General features: G+C 47.7%; 15 protein-coding genes. 5 read left to right on the top strand and 10 right to left on the bottom strand.

Annotation, left to right across the window (positions count from 1 at the left end; genetic code table 11):
• Positions 1-82: 82 nt before the first annotated feature.
• Both MUK70_RS14605 and MUK70_RS14610 read right to left on the bottom strand, forming a co-directional pair.
• Positions 83-1324 carry a FecR family protein gene (locus MUK70_RS14605; RefSeq protein ID WP_234653238.1) on the bottom strand — a complete coding sequence of 414 codons (1242 nt, stop codon included), beginning with the start codon at positions 1322-1324 and terminating at the stop codon, positions 83-85.
• Positions 1325-1416: 92 nt separating this feature from the next.
• Positions 1417-2013 carry an RNA polymerase sigma factor gene (locus tag MUK70_RS14610; protein WP_234653240.1) on the bottom strand — a complete coding sequence of 199 codons (597 nt, stop codon included), beginning with the start codon at positions 2011-2013 and terminating at the stop codon, positions 1417-1419.
• 218 nt (positions 2014-2231) lie between these two features.
• On the opposite strand from MUK70_RS14610, the gene MUK70_RS14615 reads away from it, so the two are divergent.
• The 3 genes from MUK70_RS14615 to MUK70_RS14625 all read left to right on the top strand — a co-directional run bounded on the left by MUK70_RS14615 (position 2232) and on the right by MUK70_RS14625 (position 4814).
• Positions 2232-3146: a pirin family protein gene (locus MUK70_RS14615; protein ID WP_234653242.1), complete on the top strand. Its 915-nt coding sequence runs from the start codon at positions 2232-2234 to the stop codon at positions 3144-3146.
• A gap of 36 nt (positions 3147-3182) precedes the next feature.
• A complete protein-coding gene (locus tag MUK70_RS14620; protein ID WP_234653244.1) occupies positions 3183-3767 on the top strand; it encodes a Crp/Fnr family transcriptional regulator in 585 nt (194 codons plus the stop codon).
• A gap of 75 nt (positions 3768-3842) precedes the next feature.
• On the top strand, positions 3843-4814 hold the full coding sequence (locus MUK70_RS14625; protein ID WP_234653246.1) for a quinone oxidoreductase family protein: 972 nt from the start codon (positions 3843-3845) through the stop codon (positions 4812-4814).
• A gap of 38 nt (positions 4815-4852) precedes the next feature.
• Here MUK70_RS14625 and MUK70_RS14630 read toward each other — a convergent pair whose 3' ends face one another.
• A complete protein-coding gene (locus MUK70_RS14630) occupies positions 4853-5530 on the bottom strand; it encodes a potassium channel family protein (protein WP_234653247.1) in 678 nt (225 codons plus the stop codon).
• Between the two features lie 12 nt (positions 5531-5542).
• Entirely contained in the window at positions 5543-7312 is a 1770-nt protein-coding gene (locus MUK70_RS14635; protein WP_234653249.1) for a TrkH family potassium uptake protein, read from the bottom strand.
• A 182-nt stretch (positions 7313-7494) separates the two neighbouring features.
• Here MUK70_RS14635 and MUK70_RS14640 point away from each other — a divergent pair, with 182 nt between their 5' ends.
• Entirely contained in the window at positions 7495-8322 is an 828-nt protein-coding gene (locus MUK70_RS14640) for a glycosyltransferase family 2 protein (RefSeq protein ID WP_234653251.1), read from the top strand.
• On the opposite strand, the gene MUK70_RS14645 is transcribed toward MUK70_RS14640, so the two are convergent.
• Together MUK70_RS14645 and MUK70_RS14650 are read right to left on the bottom strand one after the other, a co-directional pair.
• Positions 8317-9390 (bottom strand): glycosyltransferase, encoded by a 1074-nt coding sequence (locus tag MUK70_RS14645; protein WP_234653253.1) that lies wholly within the window; start codon positions 9388-9390, stop codon positions 8317-8319. The genes MUK70_RS14640 and MUK70_RS14645 overlap by 6 nt on opposite strands.
• Positions 9380-10477 carry a glycosyltransferase family 4 protein gene (locus MUK70_RS14650; RefSeq protein WP_234653255.1) on the bottom strand — a complete coding sequence of 366 codons (1098 nt, stop codon included), beginning with the start codon at positions 10475-10477 and terminating at the stop codon, positions 9380-9382. Before MUK70_RS14650 ends, MUK70_RS14645 begins: the two co-directional genes overlap by 11 nt.
• Positions 10478-10648: 171 nt before the next feature.
• On the opposite strand from MUK70_RS14650, the gene MUK70_RS14655 reads away from it, so the two are divergent.
• A complete protein-coding gene (locus MUK70_RS14655; protein WP_234653257.1) occupies positions 10649-12139 on the top strand; it encodes an MFS transporter in 1491 nt (496 codons plus the stop codon).
• 31 nt (positions 12140-12170) lie between these two features.
• On the opposite strand, the gene MUK70_RS14660 is transcribed toward MUK70_RS14655, so the two are convergent.
• The 4 genes from MUK70_RS14660 to MUK70_RS14675 all read right to left on the bottom strand — a co-directional run bounded on the left by MUK70_RS14660 (position 12171) and on the right by MUK70_RS14675 (position 20764).
• Positions 12171-14555, bottom strand: coding sequence for a glycoside hydrolase family 31 protein (locus tag MUK70_RS14660; RefSeq protein ID WP_234653259.1), 2385 nt, complete (start codon positions 14553-14555; stop codon positions 12171-12173).
• A gap of 155 nt (positions 14556-14710) precedes the next feature.
• Positions 14711-15880, bottom strand: a complete 1170-nt coding sequence (locus tag MUK70_RS14665; RefSeq protein WP_234653261.1) for a glycan-binding surface protein — start codon at positions 15878-15880, stop codon at positions 14711-14713.
• Between the two features lie 15 nt (positions 15881-15895).
• On the bottom strand, positions 15896-17521 hold the full coding sequence (locus MUK70_RS14670) for a RagB/SusD family nutrient uptake outer membrane protein (RefSeq protein ID WP_234653262.1): 1626 nt from the start codon (positions 17519-17521) through the stop codon (positions 15896-15898).
• A 33-nt stretch (positions 17522-17554) separates the two neighbouring features.
• Positions 17555-20764 carry a SusC/RagA family TonB-linked outer membrane protein gene (locus MUK70_RS14675; protein ID WP_234653264.1) on the bottom strand — a complete coding sequence of 1070 codons (3210 nt, stop codon included), beginning with the start codon at positions 20762-20764 and terminating at the stop codon, positions 17555-17557.
• Positions 20765-20867 lie beyond the last annotated feature (103 nt).

Below are 20867 nucleotides of genomic sequence, written 5' to 3' on the forward strand. Positions count from 1 at the left end.
TTTTTTTGAAAATCCTGTAAACGCCGGTTAGGAAGAATTTACGGTTTTCATATGTTAAGATTAGCGTTTAGTTGAAGGTATTTTAATCTGTATTCTTCACGGTAATTTTACGGTCCTCGATCCGGAATTGGATCCCGCCCGTCAGTTCAAGCATTTTCAGCACTTCCGACACATTGTTTTTTCGTGAAATTGTGCCTGCAAAGGATTTTCGCTCCACGTCGCCTTCATATTTCACATCCAGGTCATACCAGCGCGAGATCTGTCGCATGATCTCACGAATATTTCCGTTGAACTCAAACCGTCCTTCTTTCCAGGCAACCACGCTTTCCGGGTCTACTTTGTTTATAGCGATATCCCTTACCGGCTCACCCGTCACCACCTGCGCCTGCTGGCCCGGGCGCAACACTTTCACAACATTATCCTTCTTTACCCGCACCGAACCTTCCAGCAAGGTTGTCTGCATTGTAGGCTCGTCACCATAGGAACTAATGTTAAAATGCGTTCCCAAAACAGTGATTTCCATGTCCTTGCCTTTGGTTTTGGTATCCGTAACCTTCACCTGAAAGGGCATTTTCTTGTTGGGTTCTATTTCAAAATAAACCTCGCCGCTCATTTCAACATTGCGGTGCGTGCCTGTAAAAGCCGTTGGATATTTCAGGCTCGATGCTGCATTGAGCCAGGCCCTTGATCCATCCGGCAGCACGATTTTGTATTGCCCGCCAAGGGGAGTTCTGAGAATGTTATAGGGAGTCACCGCTCCTTTTCCGGTCACTTTGTTATAAGTGATTTCACCCTTATCCTTATCGATCATTGTCCCCGGCTGACTTTGCAGGTTGTTTTGTGTAATGGTCGCAAGATCAAAAGTCTCTCCGTTCGCAAGCGTCAGACTCGCTTTGTTGCCGCCTGCCTTTACATCGCCGCCGTAAACACTGCTCATTGCCGCAACCGGCGCTTTTTTAGGGCTTTTGTCAAATGAATGATAACCTCCGTAAACGAGCAGCAACACCACTGCCGCAGCAACCAGCTTAAAAATCCACAACGGCCGGGTGCGTGTGTTGTCGATTTCTTCCTCCTGGATAGGCTTGTAAGCATTTCGCCCGGGCTGGGCCGTTGCCGAAAAGATGGATTGCAAAATGTCATCCGCCGTCTCGTCGGACAGCCGATGTTCCGTATCGTCGTCGCGGATAAACTGGTCGATCAGTCCGTTGATCTGCGCCTGGTTTTCTTCCAGCATCAGGAGCGACATGAGCTCATCCCGCTCATCGTCAGTGATTTTCTTTTCACAATACCGGTAAAACAGATCGTCCAGGCGTGGATCGCGCATAACTTCATTGGGTTACGGACAGGCCTGTATCAGACCTTCACACATAAAGACTCCTGTCAACTGGCTTCGGGTGACAACAGAAATAAAAAAAGTTAAATTTTTATCAAGAATAGTAACAATAACGAGATGGTAACATCCAGCCTGAGCTTGCTGTAAGCTCTGATGTGCCTTAATGCTCTGGCCAGATGCGTTTTAACCGTTTCAGAAGAAATACGAAGGACCTTGGCAATTTCGTCGCGTTTCAATTCCTGCTCTTTACTCATCAGGTAAATTTGCTTCTGCTGGGCGGGAAGCAGCTCCACGGCCTGATGCAAAATTTCTTCCAGCTCCTTGCCATCAATGCGTTCATAGGTGGAGTTTTCGAAGGAAGGCAGTTCAGCTTTGAGATCAAGGACTAATTGCTGCTGGCGGGCAATTTTTTTAAGTGCAGAAAAAACCTGGTTACGGGTTATAATAAAAAGGTAATCTTCAAAAGCAGCTATCTCAGCCAACTCTTCTCTCTTTACCCAAAGTTTTAAAAAAATGTCCTGGACCACTTCCTCCGCCATAAAATTGGATTTGGTAATCCGGAATGCAATGGCGTATACCTTATCACGATACCAGTGGAACAGCGTAGCAAAAGCCGTTTCGCTTCCAGCCGATATCTCATTTAACAATCCGACTTCGTTGTCTAAAGCTTCTATTTTCACGGAGTTCACGACATATTTAACAAAAGTATCATCTATTTTCGTGAATAGTAATATATAATTATAAAATGTCAATTTTTCTATGAAAATGGTGTACAGTCCCGGCTGAACTGAAAAATTACCGGCTCAACCGGATATATAAACACATGGATCACTAACTTAAATCCTCAGTATGCCACATTCTATAAATCACAACACATTGTCAAACGGCCTTAACCGATATGCTTGATATAATTATTGAATCAAGAAAAGCCCAGATAGTCCCTGGTTTTGAAGTGAAACGCATTCTGCCCTATCAGCTCCGCAGAATGGTAGGTCCGTTTATTTTTATGGATCATGGCGGTCCTGTAAGCATTCCTACGCCTACTTCAACAAACCTGGACGTATTACCGCATCCGCACATTGGCTTGTCCACGGTCAGTTATTTGTTTAGCGGAAATGTCACGCATAGGGATAGCCTTGGGGTAGAACAGGTCATAAGGCCTGGCGAAGTAAACTGGATGACAGCAGGAAAAGGCATAGCCCATAGCGAACGCTTTGAAGATCCGGCCATGCTGGCAGGCGGCGAACTGGAAATGATACAAACCTGGGTAGCACTTCCCGAAAAGGACGAAGAATCAGAACCTTCTTTTAAAAATTATACACCAGATCAACTACCGATATTTACAGACACAGGAATCTGGATGCGTTTGATTGCGGGCAATGCGTATGGATTGACAAATGAGGTCAGTACAAGTTCGCCCATGTTTTACGTCCACGTTGTTCTCAATCAGGGTGCACGGTTTGGCCTGCCACAAGGACATAGTGAAAGAGGGGCCTACATTGTCAGGGGCAGTGTGGAAATCAGCGGCATTACTTATTCCGCCGGGAAGTTGATGGTTTTTAACAATGGCGTGGACCCGGTGATCATTGCGAAAGAAAACACAATCCTCATGATGCTGGGCGGTGAACATTTGGGGGAACGTTATATCTGGTGGAATTTCGTATCCAGCCGAAAGGAAAGAATCGAACAGGCAAAAGAGGACTGGAAGCAGGGACGAATCATTTTGCCACCGACAGACAATGAAGAATATGTGCCGCTTCCCAAGGATAACTCCAGGCCGGCAGGCGGCCCTCCTCCGGGAGCATTGTCCTAAGCTTATTAAGCGTTCATTCAAGATGATCAATTAAATATGTTCCTGCATTTCCGCAAAGAATTCCCACAACTGGAAAAGTACTGGGACAAATATTTACCGCATCAGCGCCGATTGGACGTCCCAGCCAAAACCGTTTTACTGAAAGAAGGACAGGTGTCTCAACATTACATTTCCGTTGAGCAAGGCTGCGTACGGGCATATTTTGATAAAGGCGGGGATGAGAAAACGGTTCAGTTTTTCTTTGAAAACGCTGGCTTTTCCTTATTTGACAGCTTTGTTAACGAAGCCGCAAGCCAGTTTACCATTGAAACGATCGAGCCGTCTGTCATTTACCTTCTGCCCAGGATCCATGTGATGCAAATGGTTGAGGATTTGAGCCAGGAACCTGGTTTTATACAGATATTTCTTAAAATATCGGCAGACCGCCACAAGCGATACAACAACGAACTCGTATCCTTTATCCGCGACACGCCCGAACAGCGTTACCTGCGACTTTTAGCCGAACGGCCACATATTATCCAGCGCGTTCCGCAGCACTACATAGCTTCCTATTTAGGTGTGAGTGCCGTTCACCTGAGCCGGATTAAAGGAAAACTTGCCAGGGGCGCTGACCATTTCTGATTTAATAACATATGTTATCGCTGCCAGCCTGCTGCACAAAGTAGTTTTGGAAAAACAAAAAAACAGCGATAAGAGATGAAAGCAGCCATTATATATCCCGGCATCGGACTACCAAAGTACACGGAGATCCCTGAACCTTTGGCGGAAAAGGATAACCAAGTTTTAGTAAGTGTAAAGGCTGTCGCCATCAAGCAATTGGACAAAAGCATTGCATCAGGCAAGCATTACAGCAGCGTAGCCACACCTGAGACGGGCCATATTCCAGGAGGCGACGGCGTCTGCCTTTTGCCCGACGGCACCCGTGTTTACGGCATGGGTATCAGCGGAATGATGGCTGAAAAGGCCTTTATTCACAAAGACCGCATTGTGAAATTGCCCTCAGCCTTAGACGACGCAACTGCGGCCGCCCTGCCTAATGCAGTGGTCGGGGCAGCAATGGGTTTGAAATTCAAAGCCAACATTAAAGACGGCGATATAGTGCTGATAAATGGCGCAACGGGGGTGACCGGGCAGGTTGCCGTACAGTTGGCTAAGTACTACGGTGCAAAAAAAGTAATTGCGACAGGCAGAAATCAACAGTCCCTTGCCAGGCTGCGGCCACTTGGAGCTGATGAAACCATTGCGATCACAGGAAAGCACGAGCATTTTGTGGAACAATTGCAAGAGCTTCATCGGGTAACACCCATCAATATCGTCATTGACTACTTGTGGGGCCGGACTGCAGAGCTGATCCTGTCTGTACTCAAAGGCAAGGAGTTGTTTACAAATCCGGTGACCTATGTTTCGGTGGGTAGTATGGCGGGAGATATGATACAGTTGTCGTCCGCAATACTGCGCAGTGTAGATTTGAAATTAACCGGCTCAGGAATCGGATCTTGGCCCCGGGAACACACAAGCAGTATCTTTTCTGACATTCTGCCAGAAGCCCTGCAACTAGCTGCTGATGGAAAATTGAAATTGGATACAGTCACCGGAAAGCTGGCCAATATTGCGGAGCTGTGGACGATGGATGTGCCCGACGGAAAACGCGTGGTTGTAATGCTCTGAAATATAAACAGAATCTTGCCGGATATCATGTCAGTGCCTTAATGCATAAGTTTTTCTATATCACTCAACTCCCCAAAAAGAACCAGGACCTCATTTTCACGCATTACTGTGCTGGGCGTAGCGATTCCCGATGCCCTTTTAAAGATTTTGGCCAGACCGTTTTCAGATTCTTTCGACAGGGTAAGCACCGTGAGTACGATCACATTGTAACGGTTGGTCAAATCCGCCTCTGCAAGTGTCATGCCTATGTAACGCTCCGGGACCCGGGTTTCAATAATGCTGTATTTTTCAGATATCTTAAAAGAATCCACAATGCCGGAATTATCCAGGCGCATAGCCAGCCTTTCAGCCGATTCTTCTTCGGGAAGAATGTATTCTTCGATCTGCATGGCTTCCAAAACCGTTTTCTGAAGATCCGAAACAACCCTGCCGATGATTTTTTTCACGCCAAGCTGTTTGAGCAATGCCGTAGACAGCAGCGAAGCGCCTTCATCCTCGCCAATCGCCACGATCACTGAATCCGCGTCTTTGAGCGGAAGTGAGCTGACCGCGTTTTTATCCGTACAATCCATGCAGACCGTATGGGTAATGCGGTCCTTCAACTGCTCCACTTTTTGCATATTGTTATCTACGCCAATCGTCTCATGCCCCAGTTCCGTGAGGCGAATGGCAAGGGATTTCCCGAAGCTTCCCAATCCAAATATGATATACTTCATATAATTGCAGTTTTAAAAGTTCATTTGCTCTGCCGGGAGCCGGTAATCTGTTGGTTTTGACTTTCTCACAAATGCTACCAGCAAGGTGAGCGACCCTACCCGACCGACAAACATAGTTAAAATGATCACTAACCGGCCTGCATTGCTCAGTTGCGGAGTTACGCCGAGACTCAAACCGGTGGTGCTGTAAGCTGAAAACGTCTCAAATGCCAGTGATAGCAGGTTTTTATCGGGATCTGTAACCGCTAGCATAAATATGGCCGCACCCAGAAAGATCAGGGACAATGAAATGATGCCCAACGCCCTGGAAACCGAGTCATCCGATACTTTTCTTCCAAAAGCTTCTATGCTGTCCCTTCCCTTTGCAATCCTGAAAATATTGAGGGTGGCGAGTGCAAATGTTGTCACCTTAATGCCGCCTCCGGTTGAGCCCGGAGCGGCCCCGATCCACATTAAAAGGAAAATGAGCATCACTGTCGGAAAGGCCAGCCCGCTGATCATCACGGTATTAAAACCTGCCGAACGGGGGCTGGTGCCAATGAATAAAGCAGTAACGACTTTGCCATAAATGCTTTCGTGGGCCCGGAGCGTATGCTTGTATTCCAATATAAAAACCAGGACGAACCCGAAAAGCATCAGGAAAAAGCTGGTGTAAGCAATTATTCTGGAGTTAAAAGCAATCACGCGCGCCCGGTGCAGAAAATGGCGGCCATACCTGATCTTATGATAAATATTAAAAACCCAGCGCCGGATGAATTCATAAGTATTAAAAATGATCCCGAAACCAAGCCCGCCCATCACATAAAGCACAATTATGGATAAATGGAGCTCATAATTAAAGCGAACGGCTCCATTGTTCAGCCCTTCGGGCAAAGTGGAAAAGCCTGCATTACAGAAGGCCGTTACAGCATGAAAAACAGTGAAATAAAAGTGTTCGGCCCGGTTCTCAAATTGATCCGGGTCCAGGCTAAAATAGATGAAAACACCCCCGAGTATTTCAAAAAAGAAGGTGACGAGTATAATTTTATATAAAGTAGAAATCACCGAGCTTACCTTATTCTCACCAATGAGCTCGGTAAACATGAGCTGGTTTTTATATGAAAATCCACCCGAGAAAAAGTAGCCAAAAAAGCCTGTGAATGTCATGATTCCCAACCCGCCGATCTGCACAAGCACGAGCAGGATCGTCTGCCCGAAGCGCGTGAATTCGGAGGCAGTGTCTACGACGGACAGCCCGGTAATGCATACCGCACTTGTTGCCATAAAAAGCGCGTCTACAAAACTAAGTTGCTGGTGGTGAGTTGTTTTAGGCAGCAGCAACAGAGCCGTACCGATCAGGATCAGCGCTAGAAAACTCAGGACGAAAAGCAGCGTCGGATTAAAATAGAATTTATCAAAAAACAGTGTCTGCTTTGAAACTTCAATGATCAGGATTGCAAAAATGCCCAGGTACATCCATTCGGGCTTGACAAGTTCGGTGCCATCCATCGCGGAAAAATGGTAGCTGTCGGCGATGATCACGGCAAGAAAATAAAAAAGGAGCAGCGCCTCGCCCACCCTTGAAATAACCGAAGATTTGCTTTTAAATGCGGTGAATGTTTTGGCGGCCAATGCCAGGGCAAAAAATAAAAAGCACCACTCGAGTATCCGGTTGGTAAGGTGCTCAATGTCCGGGTCCGTGTTATAGCCCAGGTGAAAAACAACCACCATCGAGCAAGCGACGCTCATTGCGATCAGTATGTAATCAAGCAGCTTTCGAAAGTGCCGTATTTTTTCATCCATTCAGCTACGATTCATTCTTTTGTTCTTAAAAGTAAAATAACATTAATTTCAGCGACGCCCATCAAACTTACACCAATATTCCCAATCGTCCACGGCTTCCCGGCTGGTTTACGCGCACCTGATGTTATATTCTTTTTCGCAATGGCAGATTTTTTGTATCGTAATTGGGTAAATTTTTATCCATGAACATTACACCTGTTTCCGTACTAACAATAGTCAAATCCCGGCAGGAGGCGCTTCACAATCTGGTTTTGGGGTTGGAGAGGGCCGAGGCTTTTCCGGCTGAGCTTGTGATCGTCCATATGAATGAGCCCGCCAGTGAGCTTGCTTCTGAAAATTTCCCTGTCCGTACCTTCCGGTTTGATGCCGATGAAAGATTGCCTCTTGCAGCTGCACGCAATTTTGCGGCAGAACAAGCAGCTTCCCCTTTCATCATTTTTCTGGATGTGGATTGTATTCCGGCGCCGCAACTGGTAGGAAATTATTTGAATGCTTGCCGGAATGCCGACCATCTCTGGATAGGGCCGGTCAGATATCTCCGGCAGGGAGCCACTTTGGAGCCAGGCTTCCTGTCAAAAATGTGGGAAGCGAGCTCGCCGGATCCTGTGCGTGCCGATTTGCGTGAGGTGACGCACGCTCTTTTCTGGTCGCTTAGTTTTGCGTGCAGCAAGGAAATCTACGACCGTATCGGTGGTTTCGATACCCGATTTACCGGTTACGGAGCAGAAGATACGGACTTCGGCTTCACAGCCAGACAACAGGGCATTGCACTCAGTGTCGCCGATGCCATTGCTTATCATCAGTATCACGCAAGCTATGATCCGCCGCTTAACCATTTTGAAGATATTCTTACCAATGCAAAAACATTCTTTATGAAATGGAAAAAATGGCCTATGGAAGGATGGCTGAAAAAATTTGCAGATATGGGATTAATAGCCTGGGAAGACAATGAGATCAGGATCGTGCGTAAGCCTGGCGATGTCGAAATCGCTGCCGCTCTTAAATTATGATTGCTGATGGGAGAAGTTATTTTCCCATAGTCCGTGCAGCCTACGCGCAACATCTGCCAATGCTGATGGCTTGATCACATCCTGCCAGCAATTGTTATCCAGGCTTGCAGCCTGCCTGATGATTGGCTCCCATGCAACATTGCCTAATTCTTCGGGATGGACTACGACTGCCATCCCATTCTGTTCCAAAAGCGCTGCCTTACGCAACTGCTCCCGGAACGGGCGGTCTTCGGGTATGCAAACGAATTTTTTCCCCAGATCGGCCATTTCCATAACCGTATTGTGGCCGGCATTGCCTATGACCACACTGCATCCGGACAGTACAGAAGCCGGATCGTTCAGTTGTCCATGGAAAATAACATTCGGCGTTACCACACGTTCCGTTTCCGAAACTGCTCCGATTACGTGGATTGACCAGCCACTGCATTGGGTTGCCAAAGCATTGATGACAGCCCCATTTATTGAAGTACCGCCCGAGCCGACAATGACACCAATTGACCAGGGATTCACCGCTCCGAGATGTTGTCCCATTCCGGAATATTTGGAAAAGCCTCCCGAAAAGAAAGTTTTGCTGTTTACCCAATCATACGGAGAAGGGTTCATCAACTGCGCTGTCGAAGGTGCAATCAGCAGCTGTGCGCATTCATAGGCATGTAAATGGGCATTATCATCCCTATCGCCATTCTGGCGTATCACTACTGTGGGCGTTCCGCACAAGGTGGCTAACATCGTCACTTCCACGGAAACATCAACAATCAATATCACAGGAAATAATGCGTGTAAAGCTGCGGAGATTGCTGCCGCGAGCCTGGCAACTCTTTCAACATTGAGGGGCGCGTAGTGCAGAAAACTTAACTGCATTCGGGAAGCGAAAGGATCCTCCGGGCCAGCAACATCACCGGGCAGGTGAATACAGGTAATAGCATTTGGGATAACTTCCGCATACCGCATCAAATCGCTTCCAAGAAAAGTAACCTTTGCATTTCCCAGCTGCGATGCGATGGAAATCGCACGCATCAGGTGTCCCGAACCGTGGTGATGGATATAGAAAGCAAAACTAGCTGACATGTGCCTTAATCGTCATTTCCATTCTTTCCGATGCTATTTTTTCAAATAAGGCCTCATAGACATCAACCATTTTTTCAACATCAAATAACTCTTCTGCACGTTGCCGACAATCTGTGCGATCTAAATTTCCTGCCATCAGAATGCAATCCGCCAGTTCCTGCACGTCGTTTCCGCTGCACAGGCTTCCCGTCCGCTCGTTTAGCAAGTGCGGTAATGCGCCCTTTGCAATGCCTGCAACCGGCGTCCCGCACGCAAGCGATTCAGCAACCACAAGTCCGAAAGGTTCATCCCAGCACGGCGTGATCAGCGATACTTCCGCATTACCGATCAGTTCGTTCAGTTTTATGTGGTCACAAGATCCCAGCAGTTCGATTGAATCGTCAAGGCGCGGCACAATTTGAGTTTCATAATAATGCGCATCGCTGATCGCCCCTGCGATCTTCATTTTTTTACCGGCAAGCCTGGCGGCGTCAATCGCCAGATGCAGTCCTTTATCCGGATGAATCCGTCCAAACCACATGATATAGCCACGGTCATTGCCAGAGTAAAAATGCCATGAGGCTAAGTCGATTCCGTTATGAATGATATCACATTGCGGCGCGTATGCTTTCCAATTTTCTGCATTGGTCTTTGAAACAGAAACATACCTGACGCGCCCGTAATCCTGTTCACGTCGAATAGCATTTTTTAGCTCAAATATTGGCGGGGTATGCAGCACAGTGACCATTGGCGCCTTTACAAGTGCCGACATCATAATCGGAACGTAATTCAAACTGTTATTAAATATAATATCCAGTTCATCCTTGTCTATTTCCTGCATCATTTCCACATAAGCGTGATGTGTAGAAATATATTCTGTACTCAACTGGCGGGAAGTGAACTGAGAAGAAGTAATTGGGTGATAATCTTCTTCACATAAGATGGGCCTGACATTCAGAATGGGATCCGAGCCAGCGCAGGCGTATAACAGCACGTCGTGCCCGCGGGCGAGTAACCGCTGACAAATATCATAGGTGAAGGCTTCCAATCCTCCCATGAAAGGCTTGCAAATTGGATACTTCAGGTGAGCAATGATCCCGATTCTCATGTTGCGTTTGGTATAGTTTGATGATGTGTCTGATTGTTAAGTGTTTTCAGAATTTAATACACACTTGGGTACATTTTAATCATTTAGAAAAATCGTGCCGATGCAACAATGCTGCTTTTACTGGCTGGTATGAATTTTAGGCTGCTCTGGTGTTATTAAAAAAGAAGCGTTGTGATCTTTGAACCAAAAGAAACACTTACCGAGGAAGAGGTCAGGAACGGACTGAACACCGTTCTGAAAGAAGGAATGACCACCGAAGCCATGGTAACCCTCGCCGGAGGCACTTTTATGGTTGCATTCGCGATCATACTCGGTGCGAGCAATTTTCAGATCGGGTTACTGGCTTCGCTGCCGACATTCACTAATATTTTTCAGCTCTTATCAGTGTTTTTGATCCGAAAATACAATAACCGTAGAGCTGTGTCCGTCATTTGCTGCATATTGGCCCGTATTCCCATGGTGTTGCTGGGAGCGATGCCGTTTTTCTTTGGCGCCAATGCCCCGGTAAGTCTGCTGCTCTTTTTTCTGTTTTTCTATTATCTCTTCGGGTCCATTGCGGGTCCCAGCTGGAATGCCTGGATGAAAGACCTGGTGCCCGGAGATATGCTGGGCGCTTTTTTTTCTAGACGGAGCCGCTATGCGCAAACCCTTAATGTTGTGCTCAGCATCATTCTGGCGGTATCCATCGATTATCTGCGCCGACATGCCCCGCAATATGAGTTGTATGTATATGCAACCATGTTTATGATGGCCGGGATGGCCGGCCTGTCAGCAGTTGTCCTGCTGGCCCGTGTGCCGGAACCGAGATCCTATTTACCCAATGAGAATATCCTTAAAATGTTTATAAAGCCGCTGCGCGATAAGAATTTCCAGAGATTACTGGTTTTCAACTCGTTATGGCTGTTTGCTGTTAATATTGCCACGCCCTTTTTTACGGTATATATGTTAAAAACGCTGGGGCTTACGCTAACCTACATTATTCCGCTTACGATTTTAAGCCAGTTGTCCAGCATTTTCACAATCGGTTATTGGGGTAAATTCGCAGACCGGTATAGTAACAAAACGATCATTTCCATATGCGCGCCGCTTTATTCGGCTTGTGTGATTGCCTGGTGTTTTGTCGGGATTTATACCAATTTAATCTCCAACCTGGCACTCCTGGCAGCCATTCATATTGTAAGCGGGTCAGCCAATGCGGGTACCAACCTGGCGCTGACCAACATAGGCTTGAAGCTCGCTCCTTCGCGCGAAGCGATTGTTTATCTTTCTGTAAAAAATATCATTACCGCGGTATTCTCTTCCCTTGCACCGTTAATTGGCGGCTATCTTGCTGATTATTATACATTAAGACAACTCCGCGTCATCGCGGAATGGAGTGGCCCGAACCTTCAAAAAACATTCCGTCTGCTTTTACTGCACGAATGGAACTTCCTTTTTCTGATCGGTGCGGTGCTGACTTTGGTGGCACTTCAATTCCTGCCCCGTGTGCTCGAGGCAGGTGAGGTGCATAAGAGCGTGGTAAAGAGGATCATGCGCACAAGTCTGAAAAGCAATCTACGGGATTATTTTGTGATTGATGTATTGATCAACTGGCACTCATCGCTTAATAACATGCTCAAAAGTGACCCCGTAAGTTCCGATCCAGCGCAGCCGGAAAAGTAGGGCAAAGCAAATCCACCTTGCAAGCCTGTTTTCACTTGGTTATCCAGCGCACATTTCCTTTGAAAGGATCTTTACTGACAGCCAGTTTACCGCCTTTTTTGATTATTGAAACATCTTTCACCTCGCTTTCTCCCGGCATAAACAGTTTTACAGCCGTTGTTGCACTGGTTACATTGAAACCAATCAACTCTATATTTTTCCAGTCGATCTGGTCCGTTGACTGTGCCACTTCCACATGGGGCAGCACAGCTCCTTCGCGCACCAGCATAACCACTTCCAGCTCGCCGGCGGCGATATTGTGCCAGCCGCCTTCGTAGGTTTTGCGGGTTTGATAATCTATCCATTTCCCTTTTGGCAGATATACTGGCCGGCTCTTCGTATTTTCAAACAAAGGCGCGACCAGAATGTCGGATCCAAACATATATGCATTGTCCACCATCCAGGCGCCAGGATCTTCCGGAAATTCAACCAGCAGTGCCCGCACCATGGGCAAGCCCTTTTCGGAGGAGAGTTTGGATTGGGTATAAATGTAAGGCATGAGCCTGTATTTCAATTCCACCGCTTTTCTGAAATAGTTTTGGAAATCTTCGCCGTATTCCCAGGGCTCCTTAGGCGCCTGTCCGTGCGTGCGGGTGTGCGAGCTCAGCAGGCCCATCATGAGCCAGCGGCGATACAAATCTTCGGGCGTTTTCATGGTAAAACCGCCGATATCATGGCTCCAAAATGTAAACCCGGACATTCCCAGGGACAATCCGCCACGCAACTGTGCTTCCATCCCCTTGTTCGTCGTTTCCGCGTCGCCACCCCAATGGATCGGGTAACGCTGACTTCCCGCCCAGGTGCTCCTGGCCCAGATAATGTTGTCACCTGTGATCTTGCGGGTAAGCTCGGAGACAATTTTGTTATAACGCAACGGATAAAGGTTATGCTCGTAAAAGCCTGTACGCCCGGAGGCATATACACCTGAAAATGGAGCAGCTTCACCGAAGTCCACTTTAATAGCTGAAACGCCCAGCTTCAACAAGCCTGAGATTTTATCTTCATACCATTTAATGGTGTTAGGATTAGAAAAATCCAGAATGGCATCCTCGTAAGGAATAGTCCCGTTTGCATTCTTTACGGCCAGGCCTTTGGATGTGATTTCGGGATAAAGACTGTTTTGGGGCACGAAATAAGGCAATTGCCACAGCGATGTGCGGAAACCATGTTTTTTCAAATCAGCGATCATGCCTTCCGGATCTTTGAAACGGCTGGGCGCAAAGATATAATCACAGCGCCAGTCGGTTTCAAACCAACCCGTATCGAAATGAATTACATCGGAAGGAATGCGGTTCTTGCGTAATTTGGCGGCCACATTACGGCCATCCTGCTCGGAAAAATAAGTGATGCGGCTCATCCACAAGCCAAATGACCACAACGGCGGCATGGATGCTTTTCCGGTAAGATTGGTATACTCGTCAAGAATGTCTTTGGGTTGCCCCAGAAATATAAACAGGTCTAAATTCTCATCGCCAATCTGCATGGCGTTTGATTCCCCGTAAGTTGCGCCAAAATCACAGGTGATAGGCGAAGTCGTATGCATGAACATCCCATAACCGCGTGAGCTCATGTAAAATGGAATGGGCTTGTACATGGTCTGCGTTTGGACGCCATTCGGATCATGCGTCCATAACACGACCTTTTGCCCATTCTTGTCAAGCCGCGTGAAGGACTCGCCACAGCCAAAAATCTTCTCATCCGGTGAAATGGAAAAAACAGCTGCCACACTCCGCGAATAATCGGAAGCCCTGCGAACAAATGAAAACGGTAAAGTAGGTGTGTAAGACGATTTTCCATCCGCCTGCCCGCGCGTCTGTGTAAGCACTTTCCCATTCGCATCCCGAATCAGGATTTTCCAGGGATTTTCATAAATGGTCACCGATCCGTGTACATTCGTGTATTCGTGGCCACCATTCACCTTCGCATATTTCCAGGAAGCATCTCTCAAAGGCTCTTTCACAAGCATTAGCGAAGGCTCACCAACAGCGCCTTGCGCGCCCGTATTCGCACGAATCCGGACGGTGCGCGGAGAAGTGAACTCCACCGAAAAAGGTAAAACGGGATCCTGAGCGTACTCAATGGAAGGAAACTCGTTACTATAAGACCGCTTGTAACTCAGCATGGAGTTATCAAAATTATGAGCAGCAAAAGGCTCATGTCTTTTCCATTTGATTTTCCCTGCGCCAGTCACAGAGTCAAACGCCGCCAGACTATCGGCAAAGAAAATGGTGTTTGAAAAATCCCTGAAATCACCGCTGATATCAACCGGGTCATTCACAAGTTTGCTTTGCTGGGCAGAAACATGATTTCTATTAAAAATGAGCGATAGCAGCATGAGCAGCGACGCTATTTTTTGTGAAAACTTATAATGATACATATTGGGGAATGCAATTTATCTTGCCCTTGACTGCTGTCACCCTGAGCGGAGTCGAAGGGAGGAGCAAGATGCAAAAGGCGTCATGCCTAGCCAGCAGCGCCCCTTCGACTCCGCTCAGGGTGACAGGGCGGCAAAGCCGCCCTGGTGACAGTCAATTACTTTTTCACAATCCGGAAGTTGTCGACACTGCCATTGAATGACGCAATGGCGACGTCGGCCGTGCCGAATGACACTTTCAAATCCGAAATTTTGGATACGTCGGTGATGGTGGCACCCGCTGCGTTTTTGAATTCCGAAAGCTCGATGACGGCTGTTCTCCATCCATTTGTTTGATAGCCTGTTGCCGTATATTCCGTGGAATTCCAGGGCTGGAAGGAATAGACGAATTCACTGCCGCCTGCTGTGACGGTGATGTCGTATTTACCTGCTTTCCACGGCTCTGCAATGTTATGTTCAAATTTGAACTGTCTTTCTGCGGCTGGTCCTGCGGCTAGTTTGAAGTTGAAGCTGCAAGTCGAGAAAACCCAGGCATCCGCATAGCCGGCAGCTGGCAACTTGGTTTGTTTGATCCTGGAATATTTACCTGAAATGGCGCCCGGATCGGTTGCAGGCAAAATCGCCGCCGCTCCCCAGCAGACTTCTGCGCCCCAGGTTGTTGCGGGAGTATCGAAATTGATCATATGCCCCTCCATACTATTCATTTTGAATGCTGTTTTCACGGTCCCAAATTCTCCTTCGACCGTAACAATGTCTGAAACGGCAGTAGCGGGCATTTTTGCAGTGATTTGCTTTTCGGTTGTGCTTAGGATCTGCAAGCTGGTTGAGCCAACTTTTACGGATTTGATATTATAAAAATAATCCCCGTTGATCACCAGTGTTCCGCCCGGCTTTACAAATTCAGAATACAGACCTGAAAGCACCGGTGTCGGCGCCGTTAGCACAAAATCGTAAGTGGCTTCTCCGCCTCTGGTCTGCACCTTGATCTTGTTGGTCACACCAGCATCCACAGCTTTTGTGGGTGCATTGGCCGGTATGGTCACAATCAGATTTGAATTACTGCCCAAAGCCGCATTGAAAGTTGCTTCGAAATCATTGAAATACACTTTCATTACACTGCCCAGATTCTGCCCCTGGATCACGATCAGACTGCCGGGCTCTGCTGCATTCAGTGAACTGTCCGCCAGGGCAGGATCGAGCAGACGCACGTTGGTGATCGAAGGCGCGCCGTCTACGTCGTCGTCATTACAGCTCTGGAAAGACAGCAGCATTCCCGCCGCCAAGCATAGTCCAAAAGCCGTTTTATATATATTTTTGAAGTTCATCATTGGTCAGGATTTGGGTTAATCTAGTAGTTTGCTGAAATCAAAAGGAACTGGCTCAGCTTTCAATGAAGGCGCATTTACGAGCTCAGCCTCAGGGAACGGCAGATAAAGCGTGTTGGCCGATAACGGGTAATATTCAGCCGGCGAATAAGTCACAGTGTACTTTTTCGGCTTTGTAGAGCCAGCCACATAGCTCATCGTGTAATTTTCCCTGCGTTGCGCAGCCGTGTAAGCGATCGCTTTGGCCGGATTGAAATAATACCAGCGCACCACCTCATTCCAGGAGTTGCCTTCAAACACCGTCTCGATTCTTCTTTCCTTAAATATATCCTCAAATGTCAGCGACGTTTTAGCCGGCATACCAGCCCTTTTTCGTACTGCATTGAAGTATTCCAGTGCTTTGGCATTGTTAGTAGTGGCCGCATTGCCCAAAACAGCATCTGCATAGATCAGGTAAACTTCTGCGAGACGCAGCATATAAGAATTGATGTTGGCCGCCATAAATCCACCCAAGCCACCATTGTCAGCAGGTGAACCCACAATGTATTTTTTGATGGCTGATAATTGCGCTGGCCTGTTGTATTTCAGACCGCCGGTTGCTTTTTGAATGTTGGGATAAACATCGCTGTCAAACATCGCGATGGACTTTCTGCGAAGCGAATCTGCCGGATTTTCGACAAAGTATTTCACCAGATCCGCTGACAAACCCTGCGCCGCACCCCAGCCATCACCGGTTGTGGTAATGTTGGCATCGTAAGCAAAATAGGCCTGAAATGAGTTGTTAACCCCCCACGGGCTGCTTACCGGCATCCATTGAAGCGAGAACAAGCTCTCCGGATTGTTTTTGGAAGAGTTGTTGTTCGCACTTTCAAACAACTCGGCATAGGTTGGCGCCAGCGTCCGGCCGCTTTTTGTAATTACATCTTCCGCATAAAATTTCGCACTGTCGAGGTCCGACTGATTGCGCGTTCCATTCTGGTTCAGACCAGCACGCATCAAATACATTCTGGCCAGCATTCCCTCAGCAGAATATTTTGTCAAACGGCCTTGCTCGGCAGTTAATGGCAGGTTTTCTGCGGCAAAGCGGTAATCCTGGATCAAAAGCTTCCACACATCTTCAATGCGGTTTCTAACCGGCGGTGCGTTCAGCTGCGCCACGTTATCATACACAATCGGCACAGCGCCCCAGTTGGTAACGAGGTAATAATAGGCCGTCGCACGCATGAAACGGCATTCACCAAGCCCCTGTGATTTTACTGCTGCCGAGGCTGTGCTTCCTGTTGCCTCTTTAATCGCCTTGTACGCGTTATTGCTTTGGGCAATGATTTTGTAAAAAGATTTATAACCGGGTAAAAGCGTGTTCACATCCGTTGAAGGAACCGCGTGCTTGATGTAAGCAGTGCGGTCATTGGAATTAAGGTTACCGGCGCGGGCTTCCTGAAAAGACATATTGGCCTTATCATTGAAATCAAACCACACAATGTTGTAAAGCGGTGCAGTTCCGGCAAGTATTTCCGCATCAGTTTTATAAAAATTACCCGAAGTAAGTGCGTCCAGCGGCGGGCGGTCGAGGAATTCCTCACTGCATCCCTGCATAAGCATCAATGTGCTGATAGCCGCTAAGAGTTTGATTTTGAATTGCATATAAAAGCTCTTTTGAAATTAAAATTGTATCAATCAGAAATCAGCCGTCAAACCGAAGGAATACATGCGAACAGACGGGTAACGGCCCGTGTCCACACCTGCCATCACAGTTCCGCCGTAATTCACCATCCCGATCTCAGGATCATAACCTTTGTATTTGGTAATGGTAAACAGGTTTTGTGCACCCACCGAAGCCTTCAAGCCGCGGATGAAGAGGTCTTTCATCAGTGATTTCGGGAAATTGTAGCTCAATGTGATGTTTTTCAAACGCACGTAGCTGCCGTCTTCGATAAAGTTGTTGCTCATCCGGTTGTTACCGTTCGGGTCGCCCGGTGCAATGCGCGGGATTACGTGGCCCGGATTGGTAAGCGTCACTGTTTCGGCATCGCCAACCGCGTAACTGCTTGGCCGCGCATAATTGGCCACTGATTTCCACTGGTTCCCGAATACACCGCCATTGCCCGGCACTTCGGCGCGGTAACGCGGGTAATTGAGAATGTCATTTTTGAAACTTCCGGTCATGAACGCATTCAGCTCGAAGTTCTTATAGGTCATATTGTTGTTGAAACCCAAAGTGAACTTCGGCCATGGGTTACCAATCACCGTGCGGTCCTCAGCATCGATAACGCCGTCGCCATTCAGGTCTTTGAACTTCGTATCCCCTACCCAGCTTCCGGTTAACGGATTGACAGTCATCTCCCCGTTTGAAGTCTGGATGGCATGGTTTCTGATATCGTTGGCATCCTGATAAAGGCCGTCGGCAATGTAGCCGGTAAGCATACTGGCAGGTTGTCCTACTTCTGTTTTGAAACCAACCGAAGTAGCATTCCACACCGGCGTGATCGGGTTCAAAAGCGAGGTTATTTTATTGCGGTCAAATGAAAGGTTAATGCCTGTTCTCCAATAAAACCCGCCTTTATCAATGTTCACTGTATTCAATGTAAAGCCCACACCACGGTTTTTCATCGAACCGGCATTTACAGCCGGCCAGCTCAGATATCCTGGTGAGTAAGCAATGTCACCACCGTAAGTAAATGGATAAGAATTGACTGTGATCAGGCTGGTTATGTTCTTGATATAGGCATCCACGATCAGCTCCACACGGTTGCCGAACATGTGCAGGTCTAAACCTCCGTTGATCACATCATCTTTTTCCCAGGTCAGGAACTCATTAGCAAAATTGGAAGCCAGAAAGCCTGTACCCCAGCCCGTTGGAACGGTTTGAAGCGTTGAGTAAATGGCATTGCCACCACTTCCCTGGTTACCTGAGCGACCAATCTCAAATCTCAGTTTCAGGTCATTGATCGCATTAACACTTTTCAGGAAAGGCTCTTCCGAAACACGCCATGCCACCGAAACAGCCGGAAAGTTGCCCCAGCGACGCCCGTCGCGGAATGCGGAAGATCCGTCCATCCGGTAAGTTCCCTGGACGATATAGCGCTCATTAAAGCTGTAATTCACACGGGCAAAATACGATTCGCGTGAGCCTGATCCCTTGCCGCTGTTGTTGCTGACATTAGAAATAACCGATGCATCACCACCTGAAAGCTCTTCAATGGTGTTGGTAATGAACTTCTTACGCGAAGCTGTTAATGACTCGTAAGTGAATGCCTGCGCCTCGTGACCCGCCATAATGTTCACGTCATGTCTGCCCAGTTTCAAATCATAGGCCAGACGGCTGTGTAAGCTCCACCAGTTATTTGTGTTCACCGAACGCACCGATGTAGCTGCATCCTGGGACACCACATAACCGCCGATTGTGTAAGACGGGTGGAATGAGTAGTATTTCAAAAACTCAGCACTTCCGTTCACTTCCGTGTGCCAGGTCAGGTTTTTCAGCAACTTCACATCAGCAAAAAGGCTTCCGAGAATCGACGTCCGGCGGTTATAGTCGTTGTAGATCTTGGAGATCATTACCGGGTTGGTAAATTGGAACTGCGTGGAAACCGGCCCGCCCCAGCTGCCATCCGGATTGGTCACAGGCACACTCGGGTTTTGGTCCAATGCAAGCTGGATTATGCCACCATTGTTGGTGTTCACTTTTTCCTCTGTGATACCAACGCTCAGATTCGCGCCGATTTTCAGCCAGTTACGGGTCTGGTTTTCCAGGTTCAGACGACCATTATAGCGCTTGAAACCAGATCCTTCTACAATCCCTTTTTGGTTGAAATACTCCCCTGAAAGATAATAGGTTGACTTTTCAGTACCGCCGCTCAGCCCTACCGAATACTTTTGCAGTGTGGTTGGACGGAAAAGCGCACCCTGCCAGTCCGTTCCTTCACCTAAAACCGAAGGATCTGCGAACTGCGGTTCAGTAGCTGTGCTTCCCACAGCCGCCGCTTCGTTACGGAACTGCGCGTATTCGCGCAGGTTCATGACATCAATATGCTTTGGCTCGGATTGCAATGTCAGCAGCGAGTTGAAAGTGATTTTCGCTTCGCCTGCCTTACCGCGTTTTGTCGTGATCATTACAACACCGTTCGCTCCCACCGCACCATAAATCGCTGTTGCAGAAGGCCCCTGCAAAACGTTGATCGTTTCGATATCGTCCGGGTTAATGCTGGAAAGGATGTTGGAAAAACCCGTTGGACGGCTGTTTGGATCGTCCTTCATATTATCCGGCTTGATCTGCACACCGTCGATCACATATAATGGCTGCGTTGTGCCTGTCAGCGAGCTCAGACCGCGTATCAGAACCGAAGGCGCAGCTCCCGGCTGACCCGAATTCTGCTGCACCATTACGTTGGCCGCACGGCCTTGTAAGCCTTGTTCAAGCGAAGTATTGATGGTTTTGCTCAGGTCTTTGCCTGATACAGTCACCTGGGAACTGGAAACATCCGTTTTCTTCATTTCTCCATACCCTACCACCACCACCTCGTCCAGCGCAGCAATACTTTCCTGCAATCTGATGTCAATTTTTGTCTTGTTTCCTACCGGAATTTCCTGCGTCACATACCCGATAAAAGAAATAACCAATGTATTTCCCGAAGCCGCCTCAATTGAAAATTCACCCGCAGTATTGGTAGTTGTTCCATTAGAGGTTCCTTTCACCACCACGCTCGCGCCTGGAATTCCGTCATCGCCATCCACCGAAACCACTGTACCGGTAATCGTTTTCTTCGCATCGCCCTGCGCATAGGCACCCAGCCCGGCACCCATGATCCCTAATGTTAAAAGAAAAGGTCGTAGCAACCCGGCGAGGAGCTGACTTACCCGCCTTGTTTCGTACAAATTTTGTTGCATGTTGTTTGGTTTTATAAAGTGACTATTTGTTCGCCTCCGAATTATACTTTTCCGATACTTCTGGGTAAAGCGCAGGATTTGGTATAAATCGAATGAATAGTTG

Origin of the sequence: Dyadobacter chenwenxiniae (assembly GCF_022869785.1) — a bacterium.
GTDB classification, from domain to species: domain Bacteria; phylum Bacteroidota; class Bacteroidia; order Cytophagales; family Spirosomataceae; genus Dyadobacter; species Dyadobacter chenwenxiniae.

Excerpts from the sequence above, each read along its gene's own strand:
- MUK70_RS14625 (WP_234653246.1), top strand. The coding sequence starts at position 3,843 with ATGAAAGCAGCCATTATATATCCCGGCATCGGACTACCAAAGTACACG.
- MUK70_RS14640 (WP_234653251.1), top strand. The coding sequence starts at position 7,495 with ATGAACATTACACCTGTTTCCGTACTAACAATAGTCAAATCCCGGCAG.
- MUK70_RS14645 (WP_234653253.1), bottom strand. The coding sequence starts at position 9,390 with ATGTCAGCTAGTTTTGCTTTCTATATCCATCACCACGGTTCGGGACAC.
- MUK70_RS14675 (WP_234653264.1), bottom strand. The coding sequence starts at position 20,764 with ATGCAACAAAATTTGTACGAAACAAGGCGGGTAAGTCAGCTCCTCGCC.
- MUK70_RS14605 (WP_234653238.1), bottom strand. The coding sequence starts at position 1,324 with ATGCGCGATCCACGCCTGGACGATCTGTTTTACCGGTATTGTGAAAAG.
- MUK70_RS14665 (WP_234653261.1), bottom strand. The coding sequence starts at position 15,880 with ATGATGAACTTCAAAAATATATATAAAACGGCTTTTGGACTATGCTTG.
- MUK70_RS14670 (WP_234653262.1), bottom strand. The coding sequence starts at position 17,521 with ATGCAATTCAAAATCAAACTCTTAGCGGCTATCAGCACATTGATGCTT.
- MUK70_RS14620 (WP_234653244.1), top strand. The coding sequence starts at position 3,183 with ATGTTCCTGCATTTCCGCAAAGAATTCCCACAACTGGAAAAGTACTGG.
- MUK70_RS14615 (WP_234653242.1), top strand. The coding sequence starts at position 2,232 with ATGCTTGATATAATTATTGAATCAAGAAAAGCCCAGATAGTCCCTGGT.
- MUK70_RS14635 (WP_234653249.1), bottom strand. The coding sequence starts at position 7,312 with ATGGATGAAAAAATACGGCACTTTCGAAAGCTGCTTGATTACATACTG.
- MUK70_RS14660 (WP_234653259.1), bottom strand. The coding sequence starts at position 14,555 with ATGTATCATTATAAGTTTTCACAAAAAATAGCGTCGCTGCTCATGCTG.
- MUK70_RS14630 (WP_234653247.1), bottom strand. The coding sequence starts at position 5,530 with ATGAAGTATATCATATTTGGATTGGGAAGCTTCGGGAAATCCCTTGCC.
- MUK70_RS14650 (WP_234653255.1), bottom strand. The coding sequence starts at position 10,477 with ATGAGAATCGGGATCATTGCTCACCTGAAGTATCCAATTTGCAAGCCT.